Consider the following 22749-nt stretch of genomic DNA (forward strand, 5'->3'; position numbering starts at 1 on the left):
CTTTACTTTACACATATGACTAAGCTAGTTGGTTTTACTCCGAAATGACAGAAATGCGTTGTTGATAATGACTTCCACTAAGGGCTTCATCAATTACAGCGAGTGCGTAATCAGCATAGCTGATAGAGCTTTTTCCATCTGTGGTTGTCTTGAATTCCTCGCCGCCTAGAGTGTAGCTTCCAGTTCGTCTGCCGTCTGCTTGGAAATCTGCCGCTGGGCTGATGTATGTCCAGTTGAAATCATCTCTTTTTTCAGTTCATCTAAAGCTTCACCCATATTTTCAGCTAAGGGTTTAAATAAATCTGGAAAATCAGACTGGTCCATTAAGCGTTTCTTGTGTTCCTTATCAAGATACAGACTGCCGGCTCCGCCTACTACCAGTAGACGATTTTTATGTCCGCTGAGAATATCACCAAGATGCTTAAGAGAAGAGCTATGAAGATGGAGCTGTTCAGGTGCCCAAACGCCGAAAGCATCAACAATAACATCGAAGTCTTTTAAATCTGAATAAGTCAGATCAAATAAATCCTTCGTTAAGACTTTATCTGCTTCAGACTTATTTACTTGTCTGACAATAGCTGTCACGTCAACCCCTTTTGCTAGAGCCTCCTTCACAATTAGTTGACCTGCTTTTCCGTTTGCGCCAATTACTGCAAGTTTCATTATTAATCCATTCCTTTCAAGAGTTATTTTTTAATTGATTTTCTAATTCTATGTACTTATAATAAGCACATAACAATCTTTTGTGAAGTAAGCACTTAAAAGTGCTATAGCATCCATTTGGATACTAATGGAAAAGGAAGGGATTATAATGAATAAATTGCCGGATTGTCCTGTAGAAACGACGCTTTTATTTTTCAATAATCGCTGGAGAGTTCTAATTATAAGAGAGCTAATGACTGGAACAAAACGCTTTGGCGAGCTAAAACGCGGGATAGGCCAAATATCTCAGAAGGTATTAACCAGTAATCTTAGAGCGATGGAAGAGCTGGGATTGCTTACTAGAAAAATATATGCGGAGGTTCCTCCCAGAGTGGAATACACCCTAACTGATACTGGAGTGAGTCTGGAAAGTGTTCTAAATGTGATGGACGATTGGGGAACGGCATATAAGGCTAAAACAAATTCATAAGAAATGGAGGTGTTGCAATGACACATCGATTGATTGCACATGTACTGCTTAAACAAGGAGAAAAATGGCTAGTTATCAAGCGTAGCACTACTAAACGCGGAGAAGCTAATGTTTACGCAGGCTACTGGGATCTTCCCGGCGGCAGGGTGGAGCCAAAGGAACTGCCCTGTGAAGCGGCTTTAAGAGAAACGATGGAAGAAACTGGGCTGACTGTTAGGCTAAAGAACATTCTTTCAGAAGACAGCACCTTTGATCCGATAAAAGAGCAAGTCTTTACTCGATTGATTTATGCAGGGGAAATGATTGACACTACACAGGAAATAGTGCTGGATAACGAAGAGCATACAGCATTTCGCTGGATTGAGGGCTTAGATGAGCTGGCTGAAGAAAAAACACTATTTTATCTTGACAATCTAATTCCTAAAATCTCTATTTAAAAAATTAGCTTTTCAACTCTAAAATGAACTAAATTTAAAAGAACCAAGGAAGCCTATAATATCGAGGTCTCCTAGGGTTCTTTTTTCTATTAATTGGTAAAACTCTTTGATATCAGCAAAAACTAAGGGTATAATTAATGAACTCTAAGTTCGGAAAGGATTGAAATAATGGACAAAAAAACTGCCCTCGAACAATTCCACAAAAACCAGCTGTTGCTGACCGCAGAAGTACTTTTTTTAAAACAAGGAGTTGAAGCAACCACACTAGATCAAATAGCTAAGGAGGCTGGCTATAGCAAAACTACGCTTTATACATACTTTAAAAGCAAACAAGCTCTTTTTTATGGGACGGCCTACGAAAACATAATAAGACTTAAACAAACACTCGCTGAAATTGTTCAGTTGGAAGCAGATTTTTTTGATAGCTATTTTTCTTTTTGTCAGACACTCGCGGCCTACCAAGAAAATTATCCTATTTATTTTTCTGCTTTGCTGCATCCTGAAGTAGAGGCTACAGAAACTTCTCAGCTTAATAATTTTTTAGTGGTTGTTGAGGAGCTTAGCGACCTACTCGAAGCTTTACTGAAAAAAGGAGTAGCAGAGGGAAGGCTTTCCGACTCTGTGAAGTTTCCAGAAATCGTTTATATCCTTTGGTCTGCCATTACCAGCATTATTTCAACAGCTGATCAAAAAGCGGCTTGCTTATCTGAGCAAACTAGCACTGATAAATCTACATTCAGATATTATGGATTTAAGATGCTTCTGCAAGGGGTTATTTAGCAATAGGAAAGAAATTGAATAAGATAAAACAAAAAGTTTATTTTTAATTCCTTTTGAAAATGATTGGAAAAATCCAAAAATCCTTAAATAGTGATAATAGAAGCATTGCAATCTTATGAAATAAAAGCTATTCTTTACTATAAGAGTATTTATAGAAATTACTTTTGGAGGAAAAGAAAATGGGGTTTTATACAGATGTACAGCTGGTATCTGGTATAGAAGAAACTGGGGAGGGGCGTTGCCATTTTGAGGTAACGTTCACCACTGATACAGATAATGATAAAAAAATAGAACAGATAATTTCCAAAGGATTGAATCTTTTTCAAAAAAGGAATAAAGCAATTAAGATTGAAGACGGCTATATAGAATTTTTTGAAAATCAAACAGTAGTATTAAAAATAGAATGTTCAAGTAAAGCCGGACTAACTTCATTTGACCAGCGCCATCTTCAACAAGAGCTGAAGACTGTTTTTGACTTGTTGAAGTCTGGTACGCAACTATCTCCTCAACAGAAGACAAGTGCTGGAAATCAGATGAACGAAGAGCAGAACCAGCAATGGGACCGCTGGAAAAAGGGGCTGGAGGAAAACATGTCTGCCCTGATGACTGAAACGCTTCAAGATTATCAACAAACGATGAAGCAGGAAATTACTGTGCAGCTGGAAAACATTCAGGCTGAAATGAAGGAAGAAATCATAGGCTCTCTTGCAGAGCTTAAAGAAGACTTTGAACAAAATTATACAATTGCAAACAGGGAGCTACTGGCTTCTCAGGCGATTAAAACAGAAACGCTACAAAACGAATTAAAAGAACTACGACACAGAAATAAAACCGGCATTAGTAAAATGAAAAAACAGTTGGAATCTTTTACTGCTAGTCAAAAAGAACAGAATAACACATTGAAATCTTCACTGATAGAGGCTTATCAAACAATAGCAGCTGACCATGAAGAAAAAGCTGACTTTCAAAAAGATAAATTGTATGGTGAGCTGGAAGAGAATATGATTGTTTTAACTGAAGAGATTCATCAAGTAACAGCTGGTGTGAAAAAGCAGTTGGGAGCTGAAACTCAGAAAATCAATTCAGACATTCGACAGCTTCAGAATACTATGGCTGAACTAAAAAAACAGGCGGAACAGCCAGCAGCTTCTGAAAAACGTTTGGAAGAAATTACACAGGAATTAAGTGCTCAAAAACAGCTGTTAACAGCTGCAGTTGAAGAGATAACTAACAGTCATAAGAATCTTTCCGAGCAGGTTGAAAAAGCCGCAGACGTTTCGACAGAGCGGATGGAAGGTGTTGCAGCTAGTCTTAGCAGTGTTGAAGAACAGCTGAACAGCAGCAAGACAGAAACTGCAGAGCAATTAGAACAGCTGAAGCATTTGGAGAAACTGTTGGAGGCACAAAAGACTAACTCCAGCTTTACCTACTTTACTAAAACATTGAACAATCAAGAAAAGCAGCTCCATACTTTAATTAGCGGTCTTGAAAAGAAAGAACAGCAGACCGCTGAGCGGATGGATGCTCTTGAAGGTACTTTGAGTAAAATCACTGAAAAATTAGCTGCTGTAGATACTCAGCTTTGCAGTCAGAGTGAGGAAAGTACTCAACTGCTGGAAAACGTTAAACAGTTCATTGAAGCTCCTCCACAAGAAGATCAGCAGCTTGTTCAGCTAACTGAATTACTGAAGAGTGAAGAATCAGGATTTCCAGCATTATCTACTACTTTAGCTGAAAATAATAAGCTTTTTTACCAGCGGATGAGTGATGTTGAAGACCGGATTAAACAAACCCATGAGCGGATTGACACAATGGATCAATCTATCCTGTCTCACTTGGAGAACAGTAGTAAACCAGTGCTTGATTTTGATAAACTTTTAAATACGCAAAATGAAGAAGTGAAACAAAAGGTTCTACAGGATTTGATTAATAATCAGCAGGCGCAACTAACACCTATGGTTCAAACGCTTGAGAAAAATAACCTTAAACTGAATCAAAAGCTTTCAGATGTTGAGAAAAACATTGATCGTATTTCTGAAACAATCGCGAACATCGATAAGCGTGTTGCTGAAAAAACACAGGAACAGACAGAGCCGACAACAGTGATTGAAGAGCTGTTTGTGAAAAAGTCAGAGGATATTCAAAAAAATACAGCTGATGCTCAGAAGAAGCAATGGGAGCCTATCCTGCAATCACTAAAAGAAAGCAACATTTTATTTAAACAGAAGCTGCAGGCCTTTGAAAAAGAAATTGAGAGTATAACTGGTAAAGTTGATGGCATTGAATATTCAATTACTGACTTTATTGAAGAAAATGGAAAAACAACCACTGACATGAGCAGAATGCTTATTGAACAGAAGGAAGAGCTCCAACGCTTATCTGGGGGAAAAGTCACTACAGCAGTGCCGCTGTCAACACAAGCATTAGTCAAAAATGAACCTGTAGCTAAAGAAAAGGCCTTAAAGGTTGAACGTCTTTCAAAAGAAATATCTACAGAGAAAACGAAGCCAATCAATGAAGCTAATTTGTCCAAGTCAGAAAAGGACGAGACAAAAAAAGCAGCTGTTTCTGAAGATACGTCCGCTGTTACAGAAAAACCAGCGCCAGCAGAAAAGGATTCTAAAGAGTCGACAGCAATGGAGAAGAAGAAGCCGTCACTTGTGGAACTTGTTGATAAAAAAGCAACGGATAAAACTGACAGCAAGCAGCACAAAGATATGACGGAAGAGGAAGCTACTCCAACAAGAAAACTGTTCACTGGAAATCGTTTCTTAGCAGATTACGAAAAAGTCAAAAAATTATTTGAGGAATCGGATACAGCCGGTGCTTCACGGAAAATGGTTCGACTCAATAGAAGCGAGTATAGAAAAGCGATTGTTTCTGTTAATTATATTGAATATCGCTGGGAAGTTGTTTCTGCTCATAAAGAGCTTTTTGATGGGTACAATTTGAAAGAATTCAAAGAAAAAGCTGAGCATGTAGACGAATTCCTGGATTCAATTGACTCGACTAATCGTAAAGAATCGCTATTCAACCAAAATGCTCTACGGATAAAAAATTCCATCTGGAAAACAGCACAAGCCTATCACTGGCTAAGCATCTATCTAGAGGAAATCATTTCTAAAGAATTGTTAGAATAAGCTATAGCTTTAAAAAGGGTTATACACCCGTTTGTATTGATAGGTTAAAAAAGAAAACAAACATAGAACTTGGAACAAAAAGCAGGGGATTGATGCTTTTGTTTCAAGTTCTTTTTTTGAAAAAGGAAAATAATGCGAATGATTTGGTAGTTGGCCGGAAGCCCCTTGGCAAAAAGCGCCATTCCAGTGCCGTCTACGGTTACTTGATGCAGTTTGAGTCATACAGGAGTCAAAACAACAGACTCCGTTTATTAATTAGCTAGTTATCCAAAAGGCATGCAGTGTTTTCTGATTTGAAATACTGGCTTAATCATCGAAAGTGTGCTATATTTTTCAGTTGCACTACTTTAGCGGATAAGAGGGGGATGCTTTATGAGTAAAGAGGAATTGCAGAAAGAAAAAGCATATTTAGCTGTGGTATATGGTGAGCTGCTCGAAACAAAAAGCAGATTGACAGAATTACTAAAACAAGCGAAAGAGGAAGGAACTGCTGCATTAAGTACTATCACAGAAGATATTCGCTTAAATTTTGACAGCTATTCAGATAATCTGGATACTTTTTCAATGATTGAGCTGAAAAACAGAGAAATCGACCAAATGAATATTCGTCTGCAAAGTGCCGAAAATGAATTGAAGCGAGTCGAGGCGCTATTGAAGTCTCCTTACTTCGGAAAAATTTCTGTTGATTATCTGGATGAAGAGCCTTTAGAAAACTTCTATATTGGCATCAGCGGATTCACTAATGATGCTGAAGAAAGTAGAATCTATGATTGGCGTTCTCCTATATCAGAACTCTTTTATAATAACGAGTTGGGAGATTCCAGTTATTCAGTCAATGAACGGACAATACCTGTAGCAATAAAAGGGCGCAGACAATTTATCATTGATAGAGACCAGCTCATCAAATATTTTGATACCTCCATTGCTATTCAGGATGATGTTTTATTAGAAGCATTAGAAAATAATTCAGAAGGCTATATGGCGGATATCACAGCAACTATTCAAAAAGAACAAAATGCAATCATCCGTGATACGACTAGTCCAGTAATCTTAGTCAACGGCATAGCCGGTAGTGGAAAAACTTCAACCATTATGCAGAGAGTTGCTTATCTGCTTTATCAGCTGCGTCAGAAAATTACTTCTGATAATATTCTGATTTTATCTCCCAACAATCAGTTTATCGACTATGTTTCCAAGGTTCTTCCTGCATTAGGAGAAAAAAATCCACTTAATTTGACGATGCTTCAATTTGTTCAAAACTATGCAGCTGCTGAGCTTGAAAATGAGGAGGAGCTTTTTGACAGGATCAGCAGCCATACTGTTGATGCGCAGACAAAACAGCTGCGTAGTCAAGCATTTACAAACTTTGTTAAAAACGCTGATTCACTACTGCTCGCTCAACCTGATTTCTTTACTGAGCTTAGCTATCGCGGCAAGGCAGTAATTTCAAAAGAAAAGCTCACTGAGTTATATAACGAAACACCAAGCTATAGTAAACTTATTGATAAACTCCAATCAGTAAAAAAAAGCTTAAGCAGCTACTGGGAACGGCGCTTGATAAAGCAGGCACGAAGTCCTAAAATCCAGAATCAAATTCTTTCTTTGAGTGAAGAATTGCAGAAAAAATACTTTGGTGAACTGATTTCAGATGATTCTGAAGATAGTATTTTTCGTTATGGAAAGAAGCTGCTGCAGAAAAAATATGCAGCAATAGGAAGAGCAATTCGGCAGAATCGGTGGATCAATAAGGAACAAATTTTCCAAACAGTCTATACCAGCTACAGCAACGAGAAATTTCTTCCTCAGCATTCTGGACGATTAACTTTAGATGAAGGAACGGCATTCTTATTGGTTGAACACCTGCTGATTGAAAAAATTGACGTGCCCCAAATGCAGTTTCTACTAATCGATGAAGTACAGGACTACACTCAAGTCCAACTAGACTTGCTCATAGAGCTGTTTCCTAAAACAGAATTTACTATGGTAGGTGACGAGAATCAGGCAATTTTTAACTCAACTACACCATTTGAGCAAATTCAAGAATTATTTAACGCAGAAAATAAGGCCGTACAACGTTATGATTTGCTTAGCAGCTATCGTTCCAGTGGTGCAATTACAAAAACATTCGGTCAGTTCGCTTCAGAGGATACAAAAATGACGATTGTCCCTGTGCGTAAAGATGGACAGGCGCCTCAGCTTCATTCTTTCAAAAATCAGGAAGAATTTTTAAAATTATGTAAAAAGCTTCTTGAAGAAACTAATGGTGAGGATTTAACCATTATTACAAAAACAGAACAGGAAACAGAATCGCTTAAGGCGGATTTTGAAAATAATTCCGTGGATAATGATACTGAAAGGATAACAATCGTACCAATCAGCCTCTCAAAGGGATTGGAATTTGATCATGTACTAATTTATGATATCTCTGAAGAAAAATATCACTCTGAAAGAGATAAAAAAATTCTTTATACAGCAATTTCCAGAGCCATGCAAAGCGTCTATTTGACTTATTCAGGTAATCTGAGTAAGCTGCTTGCGTTTATGCAGTAAGCAAAACTAACCGAATGAGCTCACAAGAATTTAAATATCGTTCATAGTAAACAGAGGGTCTGGGACATAAATAAATTCCCAGACCTTTAGCTGTGCCTAAATCCGATAAAACGGTGAGGCAGAAACTACTCCTTCGATAATGAGCTGAAATTTAGCAAAAAATTTATGGAGCATCAGATAGGAATCAGTCAACATCAATGATTTACATTCGTATTTCCTGCCATTTTCACAAATCCCTTTTTATTGCTTAGAATCACTGAGGTCGAGACAAAAGTGTTTAGCTTCGAGAACCAAGTAGGTACTGTTCAACATCAGCTCATCCCTCGCTGTGTTTCACAGCAATAAGACGAATTATCCGAAAATTGTCAAGAAACACTACAAGGGAACCGAGTAGATGTTGATTGATACCTACCTGGAGCTCTTCATATTTTTGAGATAGTTCGGCTTATTTCCGAGAACTTCAACTCTTAGTGCTTTTAGCACTTAGAGGTTGATGCTATCGGAACGAAGTGTAGTGAGCTACTTTTGGAACGCCGTTTATTCGGATTTTAGAGAAAGAAGAGTTTGGGCATTTACTTATGTCACAAACTCAGATGCTGAAAAGTACCTGATTAGTGCTTGAAGCTAACCATTTCTATCTCAACCTCTTTGTTGTTGTTTTTAGAAGTTGAAACGTTTAAAATAAGAGAAGAAGGGGAACGTATTTTCTGTTTTTAATAGAAACAGCAACGATTCCCATACTATTCACTCATACAAGTATGGGATAGTAAAACATTTTAATTGGTCCTTCACAAGAATATATCAGGGAATGAGAAAGGATGTACGAGAAATGAATCGAATTAATTTAATTTGTTTAGGTGTAAGAGATTTACCAAAGTCTTTAAAATTCTACAAAGGCATTGGCTTTAAAACTTATGAAAAAGAGGAGCAGCCGGCAATTGTCTTTTTTGATAATCAGGGAACCAAACTCGAGCTCTATCCTCTTAAAAACCTTGCTGAGGATATTAATCAAGCAGCCCCGCCAGAAACAACTGATAGCTTCGGGGGCATTACTTTGGCGATTAATTTAAAATCCGAACAAGAGGTGGACAATCTGATGGAGGCTGTTCTTGCTAATGGAGGTACCATTGCCAAGCAGCCTCAAAAAGCGCTCTACTGGGAAGGTTACTCTGGTTATTTCCGTGATCCTGATGGGTATTATTGGGAAGTAGCTTACGGTCGAAACTGGCGTTTTGATGAAAACGAGATGTTAATAATCGATTGAAGATTTATCGACTTAATTCAGGTAGAAATCAAAACTGCTTTGGATATTTTAGAAAAAATATTAGGAGAAAGAACATGGTATTTAAAATAGAAAGAATGGAGCAAAAAACTGCGGTACAGATTGCAGATGAATGGAAATACCCTGGCGTGTATGCTTTTTATGATATGACTGCTGATCCAGAGGACTACGAGGAGCTGATTCATCCTGACCAGCGTGGAGATCACTATTTTCAAGTTTTCATGCAATGAAGAGCTGTTTGGTTTTTTCTGTGTATTTCAGGAAAATCATTCCGAAACGATTGAATTTGGTATGGGAATCAAGCCTGAGCATACTGGACAGGGATTAGGACAAAAATATCTGGAAGCTGTTCTCGTTTATTTAATAGAAAATTATTGCTTTACAAGCATTCGTTTAGCTGTTGCCGAATTTAATCAGCGGGCTATTACTCTTTATAAGCGTTTAGGCTTTGAACCCGTTAAGACTTATCAACAACAGACCAATGGCAGCAGTTATCTATTTCTTATCATGGAAAAAAATCAAAAAAGTCAGGAAGCAAAACAAAGATTAGAAAAACCATTTACGATTATAGAGTTTGAAGAAAAAACGCTTGTTGGAATTTCTACCTTGTCAGAAGATGAAACTCCAGACATGTCTTTGTGGGGCAGATTTTATAAAGACTGCTACCCTGTTATTCTTGATAAGTGCAGCGAGCAGGTTTATGAGCTGTATACAGATTTATCTAAAAGCTCAAGGGATTGTCAAATTTCTATTACCTGTGAAGCAGGAGAAGAAGCAGCTCTCCCAGCCCATATTGAGACCCATAAAATTCCTAAAGGAAAATACGCATGTTTTGTTGTTCGAGGTGAGGTCTATAAAGCAGTACCTGAATTCTGGGAGAGTTTTCATTCGAGTATCCTGCCATTTAAACGCACCTATCTATGTGATTTTGAAGAATACCCAAATAGCGAGACAAAGGATGTTGAGCTGAAAATTTATATAGGAATCCACTAAATTGTTGACTGAACTATATCAAAGAAAAGTGTTACAGAAAATAGGATTACACCCGGTTTCCAGAAGATGTGGGTTAGGTATATTGGCTTTGGATCTTACCACTATAATTGAATGATTGGAAACTCCTTGTGCTTAGGGGATAAGTCGAACCCTAATCGTGAGAGATAAAAAATCGTTACAAAAATACTGTTTATGCAAGCCACAATACTGGAGTACTCATCAAATTGACCGTACTCCAGTATTGCGGCTTTAATCTGAAAATAAACCTGTTTGGTATAAATGCTGAACAGTCTGCAGTTTTTCGATGTTGCTTCGATAATGCTTCATGTAGAGAACTGAAAAAATAGTATTTAATAGATAATCGAAAGCCGTTTGGGAAGCAAAAGTGGCTATTTTGGCAAAGTCATACTCAACCTGTGGGATGACAATGCGAATTGAGGTCAAATCAAGTAGGGGAGAGTTCTTATTTCCAGTCATCAGTATACTGGGAATAGCGTTCTTCGAAAAATGAGTGAGTATATTGCTATGCTTGCTATTATTGCCACCGTATGACAGAAAAAGAGCACAATCCTTTGCTGTCAGATTTGCAGCAGTCCATTCCTCATCACCGTACTCTTCAGCCAAAATCGGAAACAGGTTGATTTTCATTAGCTTGTTTTGAAAGCTTCTTGCTGTCAATTGAGAATCGCCTCGAGCAAACAGAAAGATACGCTCTGCCTGTAAAAGCATTTCTACGGTTTCATCAATAACTTTTCCATTAATTTGAGATACTGCCTGTTGAATGGATACGGACATCAGCTCGCCCATTTTTTGAGCAATTTGTTCTGAGCTATCTTGTATATCAAAAGGGAAATTAGGATTTATAGTATCCAGAGAGCGGGAATAGCTTGGAATGATTTCAACAATAGCGGCTTTAAACTCCTTATATCCTGAGAGACCAAGCTTTTGACACAGACGGATTACCGCCGAACGGGAAGCAAAGGCTTGCTCAGCAAGTTCATTAATACTTAGACGAGGAATAGCGGAAAGGTGTTCGAGAATATATCCTGCTATTCTTTTTTCTGTAAAAGTGAAGGTTTGCTGATTTTTTAGATCATCTATTAAAAACATACTGCACCAGTCCTTTCAATGTAATAAACAGTTGTTACTCTCATTTTATTCACATAATTGGACATAAGTTTCAGCTAAAACATAGACTCCATCAATAAACTGAAACTTATTTCCAATATTGTGCGAATTGGTTTTTAATTTTTTAGAATTACTTATAATCATAAGTATAACAGAACTGGAGGTTAGACTATGCTGACGATTGCTTATATTGGCAATGGCAAAAGTACAAATCGCTACCATTTACCATTTGTCGCAAAACTAAATGATAAAATTAGAGTAAAGACCATCTTTTCACCATCAGGAAAGGTTACATGGGATATGCTGCCGGAAACAATGTATACGACAGAAATCAATGATATCCTTAATGATTCTGAAATTCAGCTAGTGGTTGTTACCACCCCGGGGAGTCTTCATTACCACTACGGCAAGTTGCTTTTAGAAAATGGTAAAAATGCTCTAATAGAAAAACCATTCACGGAAACAGCAGCTGAGGCCAAAGAACTTTTTCAGCTAGCTGAGGAAAAAAATCTGTTTATTCAATGCTACCAGAACCGCAGATTTGATTCAGATTTTTTGACTGTTCAAAAGGTTATCGAAAGCGGCAAACTAGGAGATATTTTAGAGGTGGAGATGCATTATGACTATTTCCGTCCAGAAATCCCCGAAGAAGCAAACTATTCACAAATAAACAGTTATCTATATGGGCATGGCTGCCATACCATTGATCAGGTTCTGTCTTATTTTGGCGAACCAGATGCCATTCATTATGATGTTCGACAGCTTTTAGGTGAAGGGCGGATGAATGACTACTTTGATTTGGATTTTTACTATAATCGAACAAAAGTATCTGTGAAATCCAGTTATTTCCGTTTGAAGGAACGTCCTAGTTTTGTTGTTTATGGGAAGAAGGGCTCCTTTGTGAAACAGACTAAGGATCGCCAGGAAGAGCATTTGAAGCTGTTCTATCTGCCTAATCATCCGGATTTTGGTATTGATTTGCCTGAACATTACGGCGTCTTAACTTATATGGATCATGATGGCGTTTATCATGAGGAGAAAGTAATTTCAGAGGTTGGTGACTACAGCCGAGTCTATGAAGGGGTGTATCAATCAATCATCCATGGAAAAGAGAAGATAATTAAGGATAAAGAAACCCTTTTACAAATGGAAATTTTAGAAGAAGGAAGCAGCGGACTTAAATAGTATCTGCTGCAATAATTTATCAGAATAGTTAGTGGCGTGCTTTTGCACTCTGTTAACTATTCTTTTATTTTCCAGTACTATTTTTTTCAAACAAATGAAAAAAATCACAAATTATAGTTTATAATAAAGTGGGCATGATGGAGTTGCATTACGAATGGAGTTAAAGGGAGTTTCTGAATAATTGACAGAAAATTCTATCAAGTTCAAAAAATGGATTCTAACAATCTCACGTGTTCATGTTATTAGATTTACAAAGTATATGTGTAAGCAGGGGGAGTTTATGAGTAAAAAAATGTTTCTTAAGATACCCGAGTGGTGGAGAAAAGTCATTCAAATTTTGATTTTTGTCACACTAATGCGGATTGGTCACCGAGTTATTATACAGCCGATTCTTGATTTTATTTTTCAAATAGGACTACAGACAACAGGCTTTGGTGTACTGTTCAATAATAATATGCTGAGCTTTTTTATGACGCCAATCGGCTTTTTGTCTGGTCTCGTGATGATTCTTCTTTTAGCCGCTATCAGCTATTTTGAATTTTCTATAATTTTAACTTTTATTGCTGATAGAAAAGAGAATCCTAAACCATCATTAATCAATATAATCAGCAATTTTTCAGTGTTTAAAAATAGTGTAAAGCCAATTAGCATGATTAGTTTTTTTATTTACACCTTTTTATTCCTGCCGATAACCGGCTTAGGTTATTCCAGTCTTGTTTTTCCTTATTTTCGCATACCTAATTTCATAACTGGCGAGCTTGGAAAAAGCAGTATGGGAGCGATTTTAATTGGTTTATTTTTCGCGTCCTTATTTTGTCTTTTCTTCCTCACAATTTTTACCTTACCAATAATGATTATTGAAGGGGGATCTTTTTTAAGTGCTGCGAAAAGGAGTATTCTTCTTGTAAAAAAAGAGCCGCTGGCCGTAGTCAAGCTGATTGGTTTTTATCTGATTGTTTTTGGTCTTTTTAAACTATTGCCTGAGTATTTAGTTACAGTAGGCTATATTCCAGCTACACTTAGCGAGCTGTTTAATAACTCGAGTTTACTTCCATCATTGAACAGTTTTTTAGCTTGGACAGGTTTCTTAGTGTATTCGGCAAGTCAGCTGTTTGTAAGTCCTGTATTGATTATCCTTGTCTCTGAATGGTACCTCAATTTGTATAATCAGAAAAATCAGGGAGCAGGCGAAAGCTATTCATTTAAACGAATAAAAAATATATTCTCAAAAGCCGCTGGCAATCGTCGGTTTCGAAATGTGTTCATCTTATTCACTGTCTGTTCCACTTTTTTATTTCTTTGGCGTTCTTCCGAGGAGGGAGAAGGACTTCACCAGCCGATTGTTATCGGGCACCGAGGGAGCAGCTCCGGTGTAGAAAACAGTCTTGAAGCTATTCAAGGAGCTATCGATGCTGGGGCAGAATACGCGGAAATCGACATTCTACTTTCTAAGGATAGTGTACCGATGGTCATTCATGATGATTCCCTGCAGCGGTTAGCTGGTCAAAATCTGTATGTGTATGATTTAACAGCAGCAGAGCTGCAAGACATCAAGCTACAGCAAAATGGATTTCAGGCAACAATCCCCACACTTGAAGAAGTGTTGAACTATACCAAAGGAAAAATCAATCTTGCAGTCGAGCTTAAAAGGCATAATAAAGAAAAAGAAAATCTTGTAGATGTAGTAGCCAAAACCATGAAAAAACATGGAGCATTGGAGTCTGCGATTTTCTTGTCTCTGGAATATAAATTAATAAGCGAAATGAACCGTAAGTTTCCTGAAACAATCAGTGGTTATTGTATTTTCGGCGGGTTAGGCTACTTAAGTCCGGATATCATTCGTACAATGAATATTGATTTTGTTTTTATTGAAGAATGGATGGCAAGTAGAGAAAACTTGATGGAGTTTCGCAGAGCTTGGCTGCCAGTCTATATTTGGACTGTTAATGACCCAAATAATATGACTACCTATTTAGAGGCAGGTGCTTCTGGTCTGGTAACGGATTATCCCATGCAGGGAAAAGAAAAGGTGGCAGACTTTAATGAGACTGATGAGCGTGTTTATTTAGATGAATACTAAAAATTGCAGCCACTAGATATTGAAAAGATTTCAGCTATCTATTTTTCTGGTAGTAAAAAGACGAATGATGATTAGGGGAAGAACGATGGACATAATTAAGCTAAATCAAGCATTAGCTGCTCAGGTTTTGACACTCACTATGGAAACAATCAAGGAATGTTATCCAAAGTATTATCCAGTTGGAGCGGTGGATTTTTTTCTAAAGCATCATGAATTATCTACTATAATTAAAGACATTGACGAAGAAAGAGTCTATGGAGTAATGAATGAAGGGCAGCTACTCGGAACAATTAGTATTCATCAAAATGAAATTTATCGTCTATTTGTTCTACCTAGCTATCAAGGTCAGGGAATAGGTCATTTGCTGATGAACTTTGGAGAAGGGGTAATCGCCAAATCTTTTTCTGTTGGAACAGTTGATTCTTCACTTCCAGGAAAAACCTTCTACCTAAAAAGAGGGTACCGAGAAATGAGCTATCACACAATTTTAACTGAGAATGGGGATTTTTTATGCTACGATGTAATGGAAAAGAGGTTCTAACAGTCCCCATTTTGAAACCGTCTTTAATACCTGTGCTCTTTACTTAAAGCAAAGAAGCACTAATCAAAATAAAGTCATCTAATGTTTATGTTTTTGTAGCTTCATATTTGATGGTTCATTCATTGAAGGAGGAATAATATGGTTCGAAAACGAGGTATCTCCTTGATACAGTTGATTTGACAGGCATTGTATCAAGGGAAAAAGTATCTATCCTGTCAAGCAGGCTGTATCATCCTTAAAATATGACCATTTAATACTAAGGAGATGCAGAAAATGACTGATATAAATTTAATAGAATCTTGGCTACAAAGTGAGCAAAACCAAAAAAACTTTTCAGGGTGGGATTTTTCTTATTTAAAGCAAAAATATACCCAGCAGGAACTCCCCTGGTGTTATAGGAAATTAGTTTCAGATTATTTAAGACCTGATTTAAAGCTGTTGGATATAGGAACTGGCGGGGGAGAACTACTGAGCTCATTTAACCACCCTTTTGAAAACACCTCTGTTACTGAAAGCTGGCTGCCTAATTACCAATTGCTGCTTGAAAGGCTAAAACCTAAAGGAGCTGTTGTTAAATTCGTTGAGTCAGATGAATCTTTGGATTTCCCTGATAATTCATTTGATTTAGTACTAAATTCTCAAGCATCTTTTTCATTTTCAGAGGTAAGAAGAGTATTAAAAAATCAGGGACTTTTTATTTCTCAACAGGTAGGGGATTTAAATGGGCTGGTTTTATCTTCTCAACTGATTCCAGGATTTAATAAACCATCCTTTGATTGGCATCTATTTCCTGTGCTGGAAAAATTAAAGCAAAACAACTTTGAAATCCTATATAAAAATGAAGCTTATCCTTTTCAAAAGTTTTATGATATGGATGGTTTGATTTATTATGTAAAAACAATTCCATGGGAATATTCCGGTTTTTCAGTAGAAAAAAATCTAAATGAGTTACTTTATCTTAATGATCAATTACAGCAAAATGGGTTTATCCAGAATCAGCAACATCGCTTTGTGTGGGTTGCCCGGCTGCAAAAAGAAACGGGCAGGGAGACTTCAGAAAAATAGCAGATAATTAATAAAAAAATTATTTATGAGGTGAGAATATGGAAAAATGGTTGTATGTTATGTTTATAGAAAAAAGCAAGACCTATAACAGAATAACAAAGGCAATTGTGGAGGAGCATGTCGAAAATTTAAGAAGGCTGGATGATGCTGGCTATTTGGAATCCTGCGGTGTATTTAAAGGATACAAAGGAGTGGCAGGAATGGTCATCTTAAAAACTGAAAGCTATGAAGCAGCGGATGAGCTGTGTAAGCAAGAGCCGCTTGTTGTTGGAGGCTATGCGACATATTCACTTAAGACAATGCAGGTAGCAGACAGAGAAAATAACTATTTGCTGTAATACTCTATTGATGATAAGTACAGCATAAATTAAAAAGAAAGTGTGATAGAACGGGACTGGCTAAATGAATAAGACGGAACAGGCGAAAATAACTCCTATTTTCATTCTGTTCCGTCTTTATTTGATTTTAGGGGAAGGGGAGATATCACTATTATGCCATACATCCTTATACCCTCTAACTGTCCATTCTTGGAAGGAGGGATTTCATAATACGAAATTGACTGGCTATTTGTTCTTCTGTAATTCCGCCAGTTAACGCCAGAATTCCCAAACCTTCAATAACAAACATATAATTTTCAGCAATTTTATCAAGAGCCTTATCCTTTAGAATATTTTGTCGAACTCCTAAATAAAGAATTTCCTGAATCGTTTGTGTTGTCGTTTCCAGTTGAGACTGCTGAAACTGATAGGCCTGTTCGGACTTGTGTGTAAAATAATACTCATACATCGGACGCAGAAGACTGCTGTCAATGTGGTTTAATAAACGATCCTTGTGGCTGGCTAAATAAGTATCCAGTAATTCCTCAAAAGGAACATTTTCCTGAACGGCTGAGCGGATACCGTCAAATTTTCGCGTAGTACGCTGCTTTAGGGTTTCAATGAAGATTTCATCCACTGAGTCAAAGTAAAGATAAATCCCGCCGCGGCTAATTCCGCATTCCTCAATAATATCCTTCATTGTAACATCAATCAGACCTTTTTCACTAAATACTTTTCGGGCACTTTCCAGAATGGCTTCCCGTTTCATCTTTCGACGTTCTTTATTTGATTGTTTTACCATAAAATCACCTCTAATTAATGACACGCGTGTCATTATATTGTATAATCCTATTATGACACACGTGTCATTGAAATTGCAAAGTTATGTTCCAAAGGAGGAAAAGAAATGAATACAAAAACTAAAGCTTACCGTATAACAATCAGAGCTGTACTGACTGCCCTTATTATTTTACAGACAATGGTTCCATTTTTAGGCTATATACCTTTAGGAATCACTAGTCTAACGATTATTCATATTACAGTGATTGTTGCTGCAATAGTTTTGGGAACAAAAGACGGCATGTTTATTGGTTTAATGTGGGGGATTTTTACAATTATCAGAGCCTTTACCTCTCCCACAACACCTCTCGATACACTAATTTTTACCAATCCGATTATCTCTGTACTACCTAGAGTGCTGGTTGGATTAGTCGCTGGATTTTTGTTTCATTGGCTTTATAGCAAAAATAAAAAAATTCTACCTGCTACAATTACTGCTGCCGTATTTGGAACATTAACAAATACTATACTTGTTCTGCTCTTTATGGGTTTATTATACACTACTCCTTTAGCAGCTGCCTATAGCGTTGACCCTTCTGGTCTAATAGCAGTACTTGGGGGAATTGTTGTAACTAATGGGGTTTCCGAGGTAATCGGAGCTGTGATTATTACACCAATTATTGTACAAGCACTTTTTAAAGCGACTAGCTTACGTCCAGAAAGTTAATTTATTTGTTTAAAACAGACCAATCAAACCTAAAATGATTCGTCTGTTTTTTTGCATCTCATCAGAAATAAAAAGCGGTTAAGTTAATTCGATTATTTTCTTAAACCTATCGACTTTTACTCTATTTAATGAAATAATTTAGCTATATAAAATAAAGAATTACTAATTTATCCAGCGAAATGAGTAGTAGAATGCACGAGAGGAAGCAGACGTGGAAAAATCCGGAGTAAGAAGCCGCATATCTGTGGAAACTAACGTTTTTTAAGTGCTCCAGGATTGAATCTTCTACAAGAAGGTTGCTAAAATCGTCGGGCAGAACATTTGAACAATTATCGCCTAGCGATGAAAAGAAGAAGCCCGTAGTATTCAGACTAGTAGAGCTGAGAACTACATTTTTTGAATAAACAGTATGGGAGGAAACATATGAAAAATAGTCAAACATTTTTTGAACAATTAATAGCTGAATTTGCTACAGTGGGGAAACAAAGGGAAGATATTAAAGCTGCTTATATTATAGGATCTAGAGCTAGAAAGAAGTGCCCGGCTGATCAATGGTCGGATCTAGATATCTTAATATATACAGATGAACCCCATTACTATCTAGAATCTTCAGAATTTATTGCTCAGTTCGGAAATATCTGGAGCTCCTTTCCCACAAAAACCTTAGGAAATGATCCTGAGCGGTTAACCTTGTTCGAAGGAGGGCACCAAGTAGATCTTGTAGTGAAAACAGGGGAAGAATATCAGAAACAACTGGCTTCAGGGGAAACTCCCTGGTTATTTAAACGCGGTGTTCAGCTGATTCTTGATAATCAAGGACAAGCTGCAGAACTTTTACCGAAGAAAACAGTTATACCTGAAAAAATGCCCTTAAATGAACCAGCTTTTACGCAAGTCAATCAGATGTTTTGGTTTGTGACCATGTATATCAGCAAACAACTTCTTCGAGAAGATTTGTGGTCAGCCAAGGCTAGAGAAATGGACTACAAGAATATCCTGCTCCAGATGATTGAATGGTATGAGCAGTCTCTTCATGGCATTGAATATGATACATGGCACGGCGGCCGCTTTATTAGCGAGTGGGCCGAGCCAGAAGTATATGAAGCATTGTTTGATATTTTTGGCGGCTTTGATTTAGAAAGCAGCTGGCAAGCACTGATTCATTCAGTAGACCTTTTTGCCCAGCTAGCTGAAAAAACAGCTGAACTCAATCATTTTACCTATGATAAAGCCTTACAGGAAAATATTAAACTATGGCTTAGCGAGCATCAGCCTGTATAGAGTTAGTTTAAAGATACTAGAAGATGGGACAGTTAGTTATGTTTCAAACCTATCTATTGCTAAAAAAGCATTTGCCAATTACGGCAAATGCTTTTTGTTTCTTCTAAGAAAATAGCTATTTACAAATTCAAAACATAACTATATAATTAAGTTACTTAATTAATAATATTTATTTAAGGAAAGCAGAATAGAAAAATGAGCAGTAGGCAAAATCATCCAATCAAGCTAGTGAATAAGACAGAGCTGAAAGCTTTTCTATTCTCGAAGGAATTTGCCACACAGGCCGAATTGGCTGAAGGAGTTCACATCAGCGTTGTCACTGTAAATAATTTAGTAAAGGAACTGGTTGCAGAGGGGTGGTTTGTTTCTGGAAATCAGTTACAAAAGGATATTGGTCGTCCGTCTATCAGATATTTTTTTAATTACAACCGCCATTTCTTTTTGTTATTGTCCATCCAAGCTTTTAAAAAACGCTTAAAAGTATTGGCTAAAGTTGTAAACTTAAAAGGATTGACTATTTTTGAGAATGAGTATGATTTTTCTATAGTCGATTTAACACATTTAAGTATAATCTGCAGCAAACTGTATCAGAAATATCCAAAGATTCATTCGATTTCCATCGCGCTGCCGGGAAGAGTGCATCAAGATACTGTTACTTCAAGCTGGTATGATCAGATGAACGGCTGGAATTTCAAAAAGGAAATCAATAACTATTTGTCTTTGCCAATATTTGTTCAAAATGACGCCAACCTGGCAACTATTGGTTTTTTCATTAGAAAAAAAATTGATAGGAGCAACATCATTGTTGGCATTTATTTTCCTGAAGGAGAGGTACCAGGAATTAGTATTTTTTACAACAATCATTTATTTCTTGGGAATCAAGGGCTGGCAGGGGAAGTGAAGTATCTACCAGCACTAATTGATGAATCAGCTGCACTCTATTGGGATAAGCTGATAGAGTTAGTAGCAGTTTATAACGGTATTATTGCCCCGCATCACATAGTTGTTTTTAACGCTGAATCGTTTGTTACAGAAGAGGAGGTACTAACGGCTTTATCAAAAAATTCAGTTATTTTGAAACAGCCAAATAAGCCGAAAATTCAGCTCAGTAATCATCTTACAGAAGACATCTTCAGCGGCTTACACTGGCTTTCGTTACAGAATTCGATTTATTTTAGTAGTCTTATGAAAGAGTAAGATAGATATTATTTTAAGGAGGATGACACATGATTAAATTAGTTATTACAGATATGGATGGCACATTTTTGAATCGTCAAGGTGATTTTAATCGGCCGCTTTTTAAAGAGGTCAAGGAACTGATGAATCAGACAAATGTTGTATTTGCACCATGTACAGGTAAGCAATGTGAACGGATTGAAGAGCTTTTTGGTGTAGAAGAAGCCAAGGATTTTTGGATTTTAGGTGACAGTGCGACTCGTATTAAGCATGAAGGTGAGTATGTGTACCAATCTCTTATAAAAAATGAACTGGGTCAAAAAATTATCCAGCGTCTGGAAGAAATTAGCAGAGAACATATTATCATTGCCTGCACACCAAAAGCTGCTTATGTTCGAACAGATTTAGATGAAGCAGGGTTAAAAATGGTTAAAGGTTCTTATGCAAAGGTTATTCAAATAGATGATCTAACAGCAATCACAGATGATTTTGTGAAAATAACGATTTATGATGAAAAGCTGCGTTGTTTTAAAACTAGAGAAGAGCTAAGTCAATTCTTTGATCAAGCGTATATCGTAGCTTCCGAAGCTGCTTGGATAGATATTTCAAATATCGGCGTTCATAAAGGAACCACCGTTGCCAAGCTGCAGGAGCTGTTGAATGTTACACCAGAAGAAACTATGGTTTTCGGCGATGGCTTGAACGATGTGGAACTAATGGAGCGGGGCGCATTCAGCTTTGCCATGCGTGATGGATTTGAAGAGACAAAAGAAGCAGCAAATTATATCATCAGAACCAATGAAGAAGACAGTGTCATGCAGACAATTTTGCAAATTTTGAACTTACAAAAATAATTTAACTATACAATTTTTGCTTTACGAGGAGAGTCATTTTTCCTAAAAGACCTTTAAAATTATGCTGCTTTATCCACTGCATTGATACAATTAAAAACGGAGGAAAAACATAACAATTGGAACAGGAGCGGGAAATTTCTGCTTTTGTTTCATTTTTTTATTTGAGGCAGGAGAGTTTTCCAAAATACCTTATGAAATTGTTATGTGATTAACAGCCTCAGCCAAAAAGAGTATACGCTCTAAATTATCTAGTGTAACAAGTAGCATTTAATATATTTTCTTCATTTAGGTAAAATACGTATTTATTGTTACTAGATAAAATGGTAAGCTGTTTTTAAAGAAAAATATCAGATAAGCACGATTAATGGCTATACATCTGAACAATGAACCGAGGGAAATAGACAATGGAAATCATAAAGATGTCTCAAAATTTATCAGAACTGCCGGAACTTCATTCATATGATGCACTTGAAGTTACTGCTTTTAATATCTATAATAATCATTTTTCCAGTATTCCTGAAGCAGTCTTTGCTATGAAGAATTTAACGAATCTAAATATTTCGGTCAATACAATCACTAAGCTGCCAAAAGAAATCGGAGAATTATCTCAATTAAAAATAATTGACTTTGGGCATAATAAAATGAAAGAGCTGCCACGAGAATTTTTTAAGCTTTCAAATCTGGAAGACTATGTATATTTACATGATAATCTGTTCGAAGCAGTACCCGATTGCTTTGACCAGCTGCCTAAAATTAAATATCTAAATTTAAGCGGCAATCAACTGAAACATCTGCCTAAAAGTGTCGGCGAATTGTCTGCCTTACAGGAACTGCGGCTGATGGATAATCATTTAGACCAGCTGCCGGAGACATTGAAAGCTCTCACGAATTTACGAGAGCTTTATTTGAAAAATAATCAGCTGACTAGCTTTGTATTCCCTGAAACGCTCTGGAGTAAGCTTCGGGTATTGGATTTAGAAAAGAATAATCTAGTCCAACTGGGGCTGGATTTCAGCCAGTTATCCGGACTTCAACGTCTTAATCTCCGCAGCAATCAACTAGCCAAACTTCCTGCTGAACTTGGAAAAGCACAACAGCTAATCGAACTTGACTTACGTAGTAATCATCTAACCGAGCTACCTGAGGAAATCTTACAGCTCAAGCAGCTGCGTCGATTAGATTTGAGATGGAATCATGAACTAAAACGCCCGAGTTGGCTAAAAGAGCTGGCAGCGCAGGATTGTGTTATTTACTATTAGTGTGATGAATGAACGGTATACTTTTACATCAGATTTCGGGGA

20 protein-coding genes and 1 pseudogene are annotated in these 22749 nt (G+C 37.0%); 18 read left to right on the forward strand and 3 right to left on the reverse strand.

The features are described 5' to 3' along the window. Positions 1-34: 34 nt before the first annotated feature. Positions 35-663, reverse strand: a pseudogene (locus AC1Z3K_RS13460) (NAD(P)-dependent oxidoreductase). 148 nt (positions 664-811) lie between these two features. Here AC1Z3K_RS13460 and AC1Z3K_RS13465 point away from each other — a divergent pair. The 8 genes from AC1Z3K_RS13465 (at position 812) to AC1Z3K_RS13500 (ending at position 10314) form a co-directional block, all read left to right on the forward strand. Further along, entirely contained in the window at positions 812-1132 is a 321-nt protein-coding gene (locus AC1Z3K_RS13465; protein ID WP_461732994.1) for a winged helix-turn-helix transcriptional regulator, read from the forward strand. Positions 1133-1149: 17 nt separating this feature from the next. After that, entirely contained in the window at positions 1150-1569 is a 420-nt protein-coding gene (locus tag AC1Z3K_RS13470; RefSeq protein ID WP_461732995.1) for an NUDIX hydrolase, read from the forward strand. 168 nt (positions 1570-1737) lie between these two features. Then, positions 1738-2349, forward strand: a complete 612-nt coding sequence (locus AC1Z3K_RS13475; protein WP_426084856.1) for a TetR/AcrR family transcriptional regulator — start codon at positions 1738-1740, stop codon at positions 2347-2349. A 179-nt stretch (positions 2350-2528) separates the two neighbouring features. Further along, positions 2529-5489 carry a synaptonemal complex protein 1 gene (locus AC1Z3K_RS13480; RefSeq protein WP_461732996.1) on the forward strand — a complete coding sequence of 987 codons (2961 nt, stop codon included), beginning with the start codon at positions 2529-2531 and terminating at the stop codon, positions 5487-5489. A 372-nt stretch (positions 5490-5861) separates the two neighbouring features. Beyond that, positions 5862-8039: a HelD family protein gene (locus AC1Z3K_RS13485; RefSeq protein ID WP_461732997.1), complete on the forward strand. Its 2178-nt coding sequence runs from the start codon at positions 5862-5864 to the stop codon at positions 8037-8039. A gap of 829 nt (positions 8040-8868) precedes the next feature. Then, positions 8869-9303, forward strand: coding sequence for a VOC family protein (locus AC1Z3K_RS13490; protein ID WP_426084859.1), 435 nt, complete (start codon positions 8869-8871; stop codon positions 9301-9303). A gap of 74 nt (positions 9304-9377) precedes the next feature. Next, entirely contained in the window at positions 9378-9551 is a 174-nt protein-coding gene (locus AC1Z3K_RS13495) for a hypothetical protein (RefSeq protein WP_426084860.1), read from the forward strand. Further along, the gene (locus tag AC1Z3K_RS13500) at positions 9517-10314 is read left to right on the forward strand and encodes a GNAT family N-acetyltransferase (protein WP_461732998.1); all 798 of its coding nucleotides are present in this window, start codon (positions 9517-9519) and stop codon (positions 10312-10314) included. The genes AC1Z3K_RS13495 and AC1Z3K_RS13500 overlap by 35 nt, the downstream gene beginning before the upstream one ends. 249 nt (positions 10315-10563) lie before the next feature. Here AC1Z3K_RS13500 and AC1Z3K_RS13505 read toward each other — a convergent pair whose 3' ends face one another. After that, positions 10564-11424: a MurR/RpiR family transcriptional regulator gene (locus AC1Z3K_RS13505; RefSeq protein ID WP_426084862.1), complete on the reverse strand. Its 861-nt coding sequence runs from the start codon at positions 11422-11424 to the stop codon at positions 10564-10566. A gap of 189 nt (positions 11425-11613) precedes the next feature. On the opposite strand from AC1Z3K_RS13505, the gene AC1Z3K_RS13510 reads away from it, so the two are divergent. The 5 genes from AC1Z3K_RS13510 to AC1Z3K_RS13530 all read left to right on the forward strand — a co-directional run bounded on the left by AC1Z3K_RS13510 (position 11614) and on the right by AC1Z3K_RS13530 (position 16651). Then, positions 11614-12627: a Gfo/Idh/MocA family oxidoreductase gene (locus AC1Z3K_RS13510; RefSeq protein ID WP_461732999.1), complete on the forward strand. Its 1014-nt coding sequence runs from the start codon at positions 11614-11616 to the stop codon at positions 12625-12627. A gap of 280 nt (positions 12628-12907) precedes the next feature. Next, positions 12908-14707 carry a glycerophosphoryl diester phosphodiesterase membrane domain-containing protein gene (locus tag AC1Z3K_RS13515; protein WP_426084864.1) on the forward strand — a complete coding sequence of 600 codons (1800 nt, stop codon included), beginning with the start codon at positions 12908-12910 and terminating at the stop codon, positions 14705-14707. 85 nt (positions 14708-14792) lie between these two features. Then, a complete protein-coding gene (locus AC1Z3K_RS13520) occupies positions 14793-15248 on the forward strand; it encodes a GNAT family N-acetyltransferase (protein ID WP_426084865.1) in 456 nt (151 codons plus the stop codon). A 273-nt stretch (positions 15249-15521) separates the two neighbouring features. Next, the gene (locus AC1Z3K_RS13525) at positions 15522-16313 is read left to right on the forward strand and encodes a class I SAM-dependent methyltransferase (RefSeq protein WP_426084866.1); all 792 of its coding nucleotides are present in this window, start codon (positions 15522-15524) and stop codon (positions 16311-16313) included. A gap of 38 nt (positions 16314-16351) precedes the next feature. Then, complete coding sequence (locus AC1Z3K_RS13530; RefSeq protein ID WP_426084867.1) at positions 16352-16651, forward strand: YciI family protein; 300 nt, start codon at positions 16352-16354, stop codon at positions 16649-16651. Between the two features lie 175 nt (positions 16652-16826). Here the strand turns inward: AC1Z3K_RS13530 and AC1Z3K_RS13535 are convergent, their stop codons facing one another. After that, the gene (locus AC1Z3K_RS13535) at positions 16827-17432 is read right to left on the reverse strand and encodes a TetR/AcrR family transcriptional regulator (RefSeq protein ID WP_426084868.1); all 606 of its coding nucleotides are present in this window, start codon (positions 17430-17432) and stop codon (positions 16827-16829) included. Between the two features lie 105 nt (positions 17433-17537). On the opposite strand from AC1Z3K_RS13535, the gene AC1Z3K_RS13540 reads away from it, so the two are divergent. The 5 genes from AC1Z3K_RS13540 to AC1Z3K_RS13560 all read left to right on the forward strand — a co-directional run bounded on the left by AC1Z3K_RS13540 (position 17538) and on the right by AC1Z3K_RS13560 (position 22707). Next, positions 17538-18137 (forward strand): ECF transporter S component, encoded by a 600-nt coding sequence (locus AC1Z3K_RS13540; RefSeq protein ID WP_426084869.1) that lies wholly within the window; start codon positions 17538-17540, stop codon positions 18135-18137. A gap of 423 nt (positions 18138-18560) precedes the next feature. Continuing rightward, the gene (locus tag AC1Z3K_RS13545; protein WP_461733000.1) at positions 18561-19418 is read left to right on the forward strand and encodes an aminoglycoside 6-adenylyltransferase; all 858 of its coding nucleotides are present in this window, start codon (positions 18561-18563) and stop codon (positions 19416-19418) included. Between the two features lie 195 nt (positions 19419-19613). Beyond that, entirely contained in the window at positions 19614-20615 is a 1002-nt protein-coding gene (locus tag AC1Z3K_RS13550) for an ROK family transcriptional regulator (protein ID WP_461733001.1), read from the forward strand. A 29-nt stretch (positions 20616-20644) separates the two neighbouring features. Further along, the gene (locus tag AC1Z3K_RS13555) at positions 20645-21448 is read left to right on the forward strand and encodes an HAD family hydrolase (protein ID WP_426084720.1); all 804 of its coding nucleotides are present in this window, start codon (positions 20645-20647) and stop codon (positions 21446-21448) included. A gap of 404 nt (positions 21449-21852) precedes the next feature. Next, a complete protein-coding gene (locus AC1Z3K_RS13560; protein WP_461733002.1) occupies positions 21853-22707 on the forward strand; it encodes a leucine-rich repeat domain-containing protein in 855 nt (284 codons plus the stop codon). Positions 22708-22749: the final 42 nt, after the last annotated feature.

This window comes from Enterococcus sp. LJL128, from assembly GCF_056924295.1.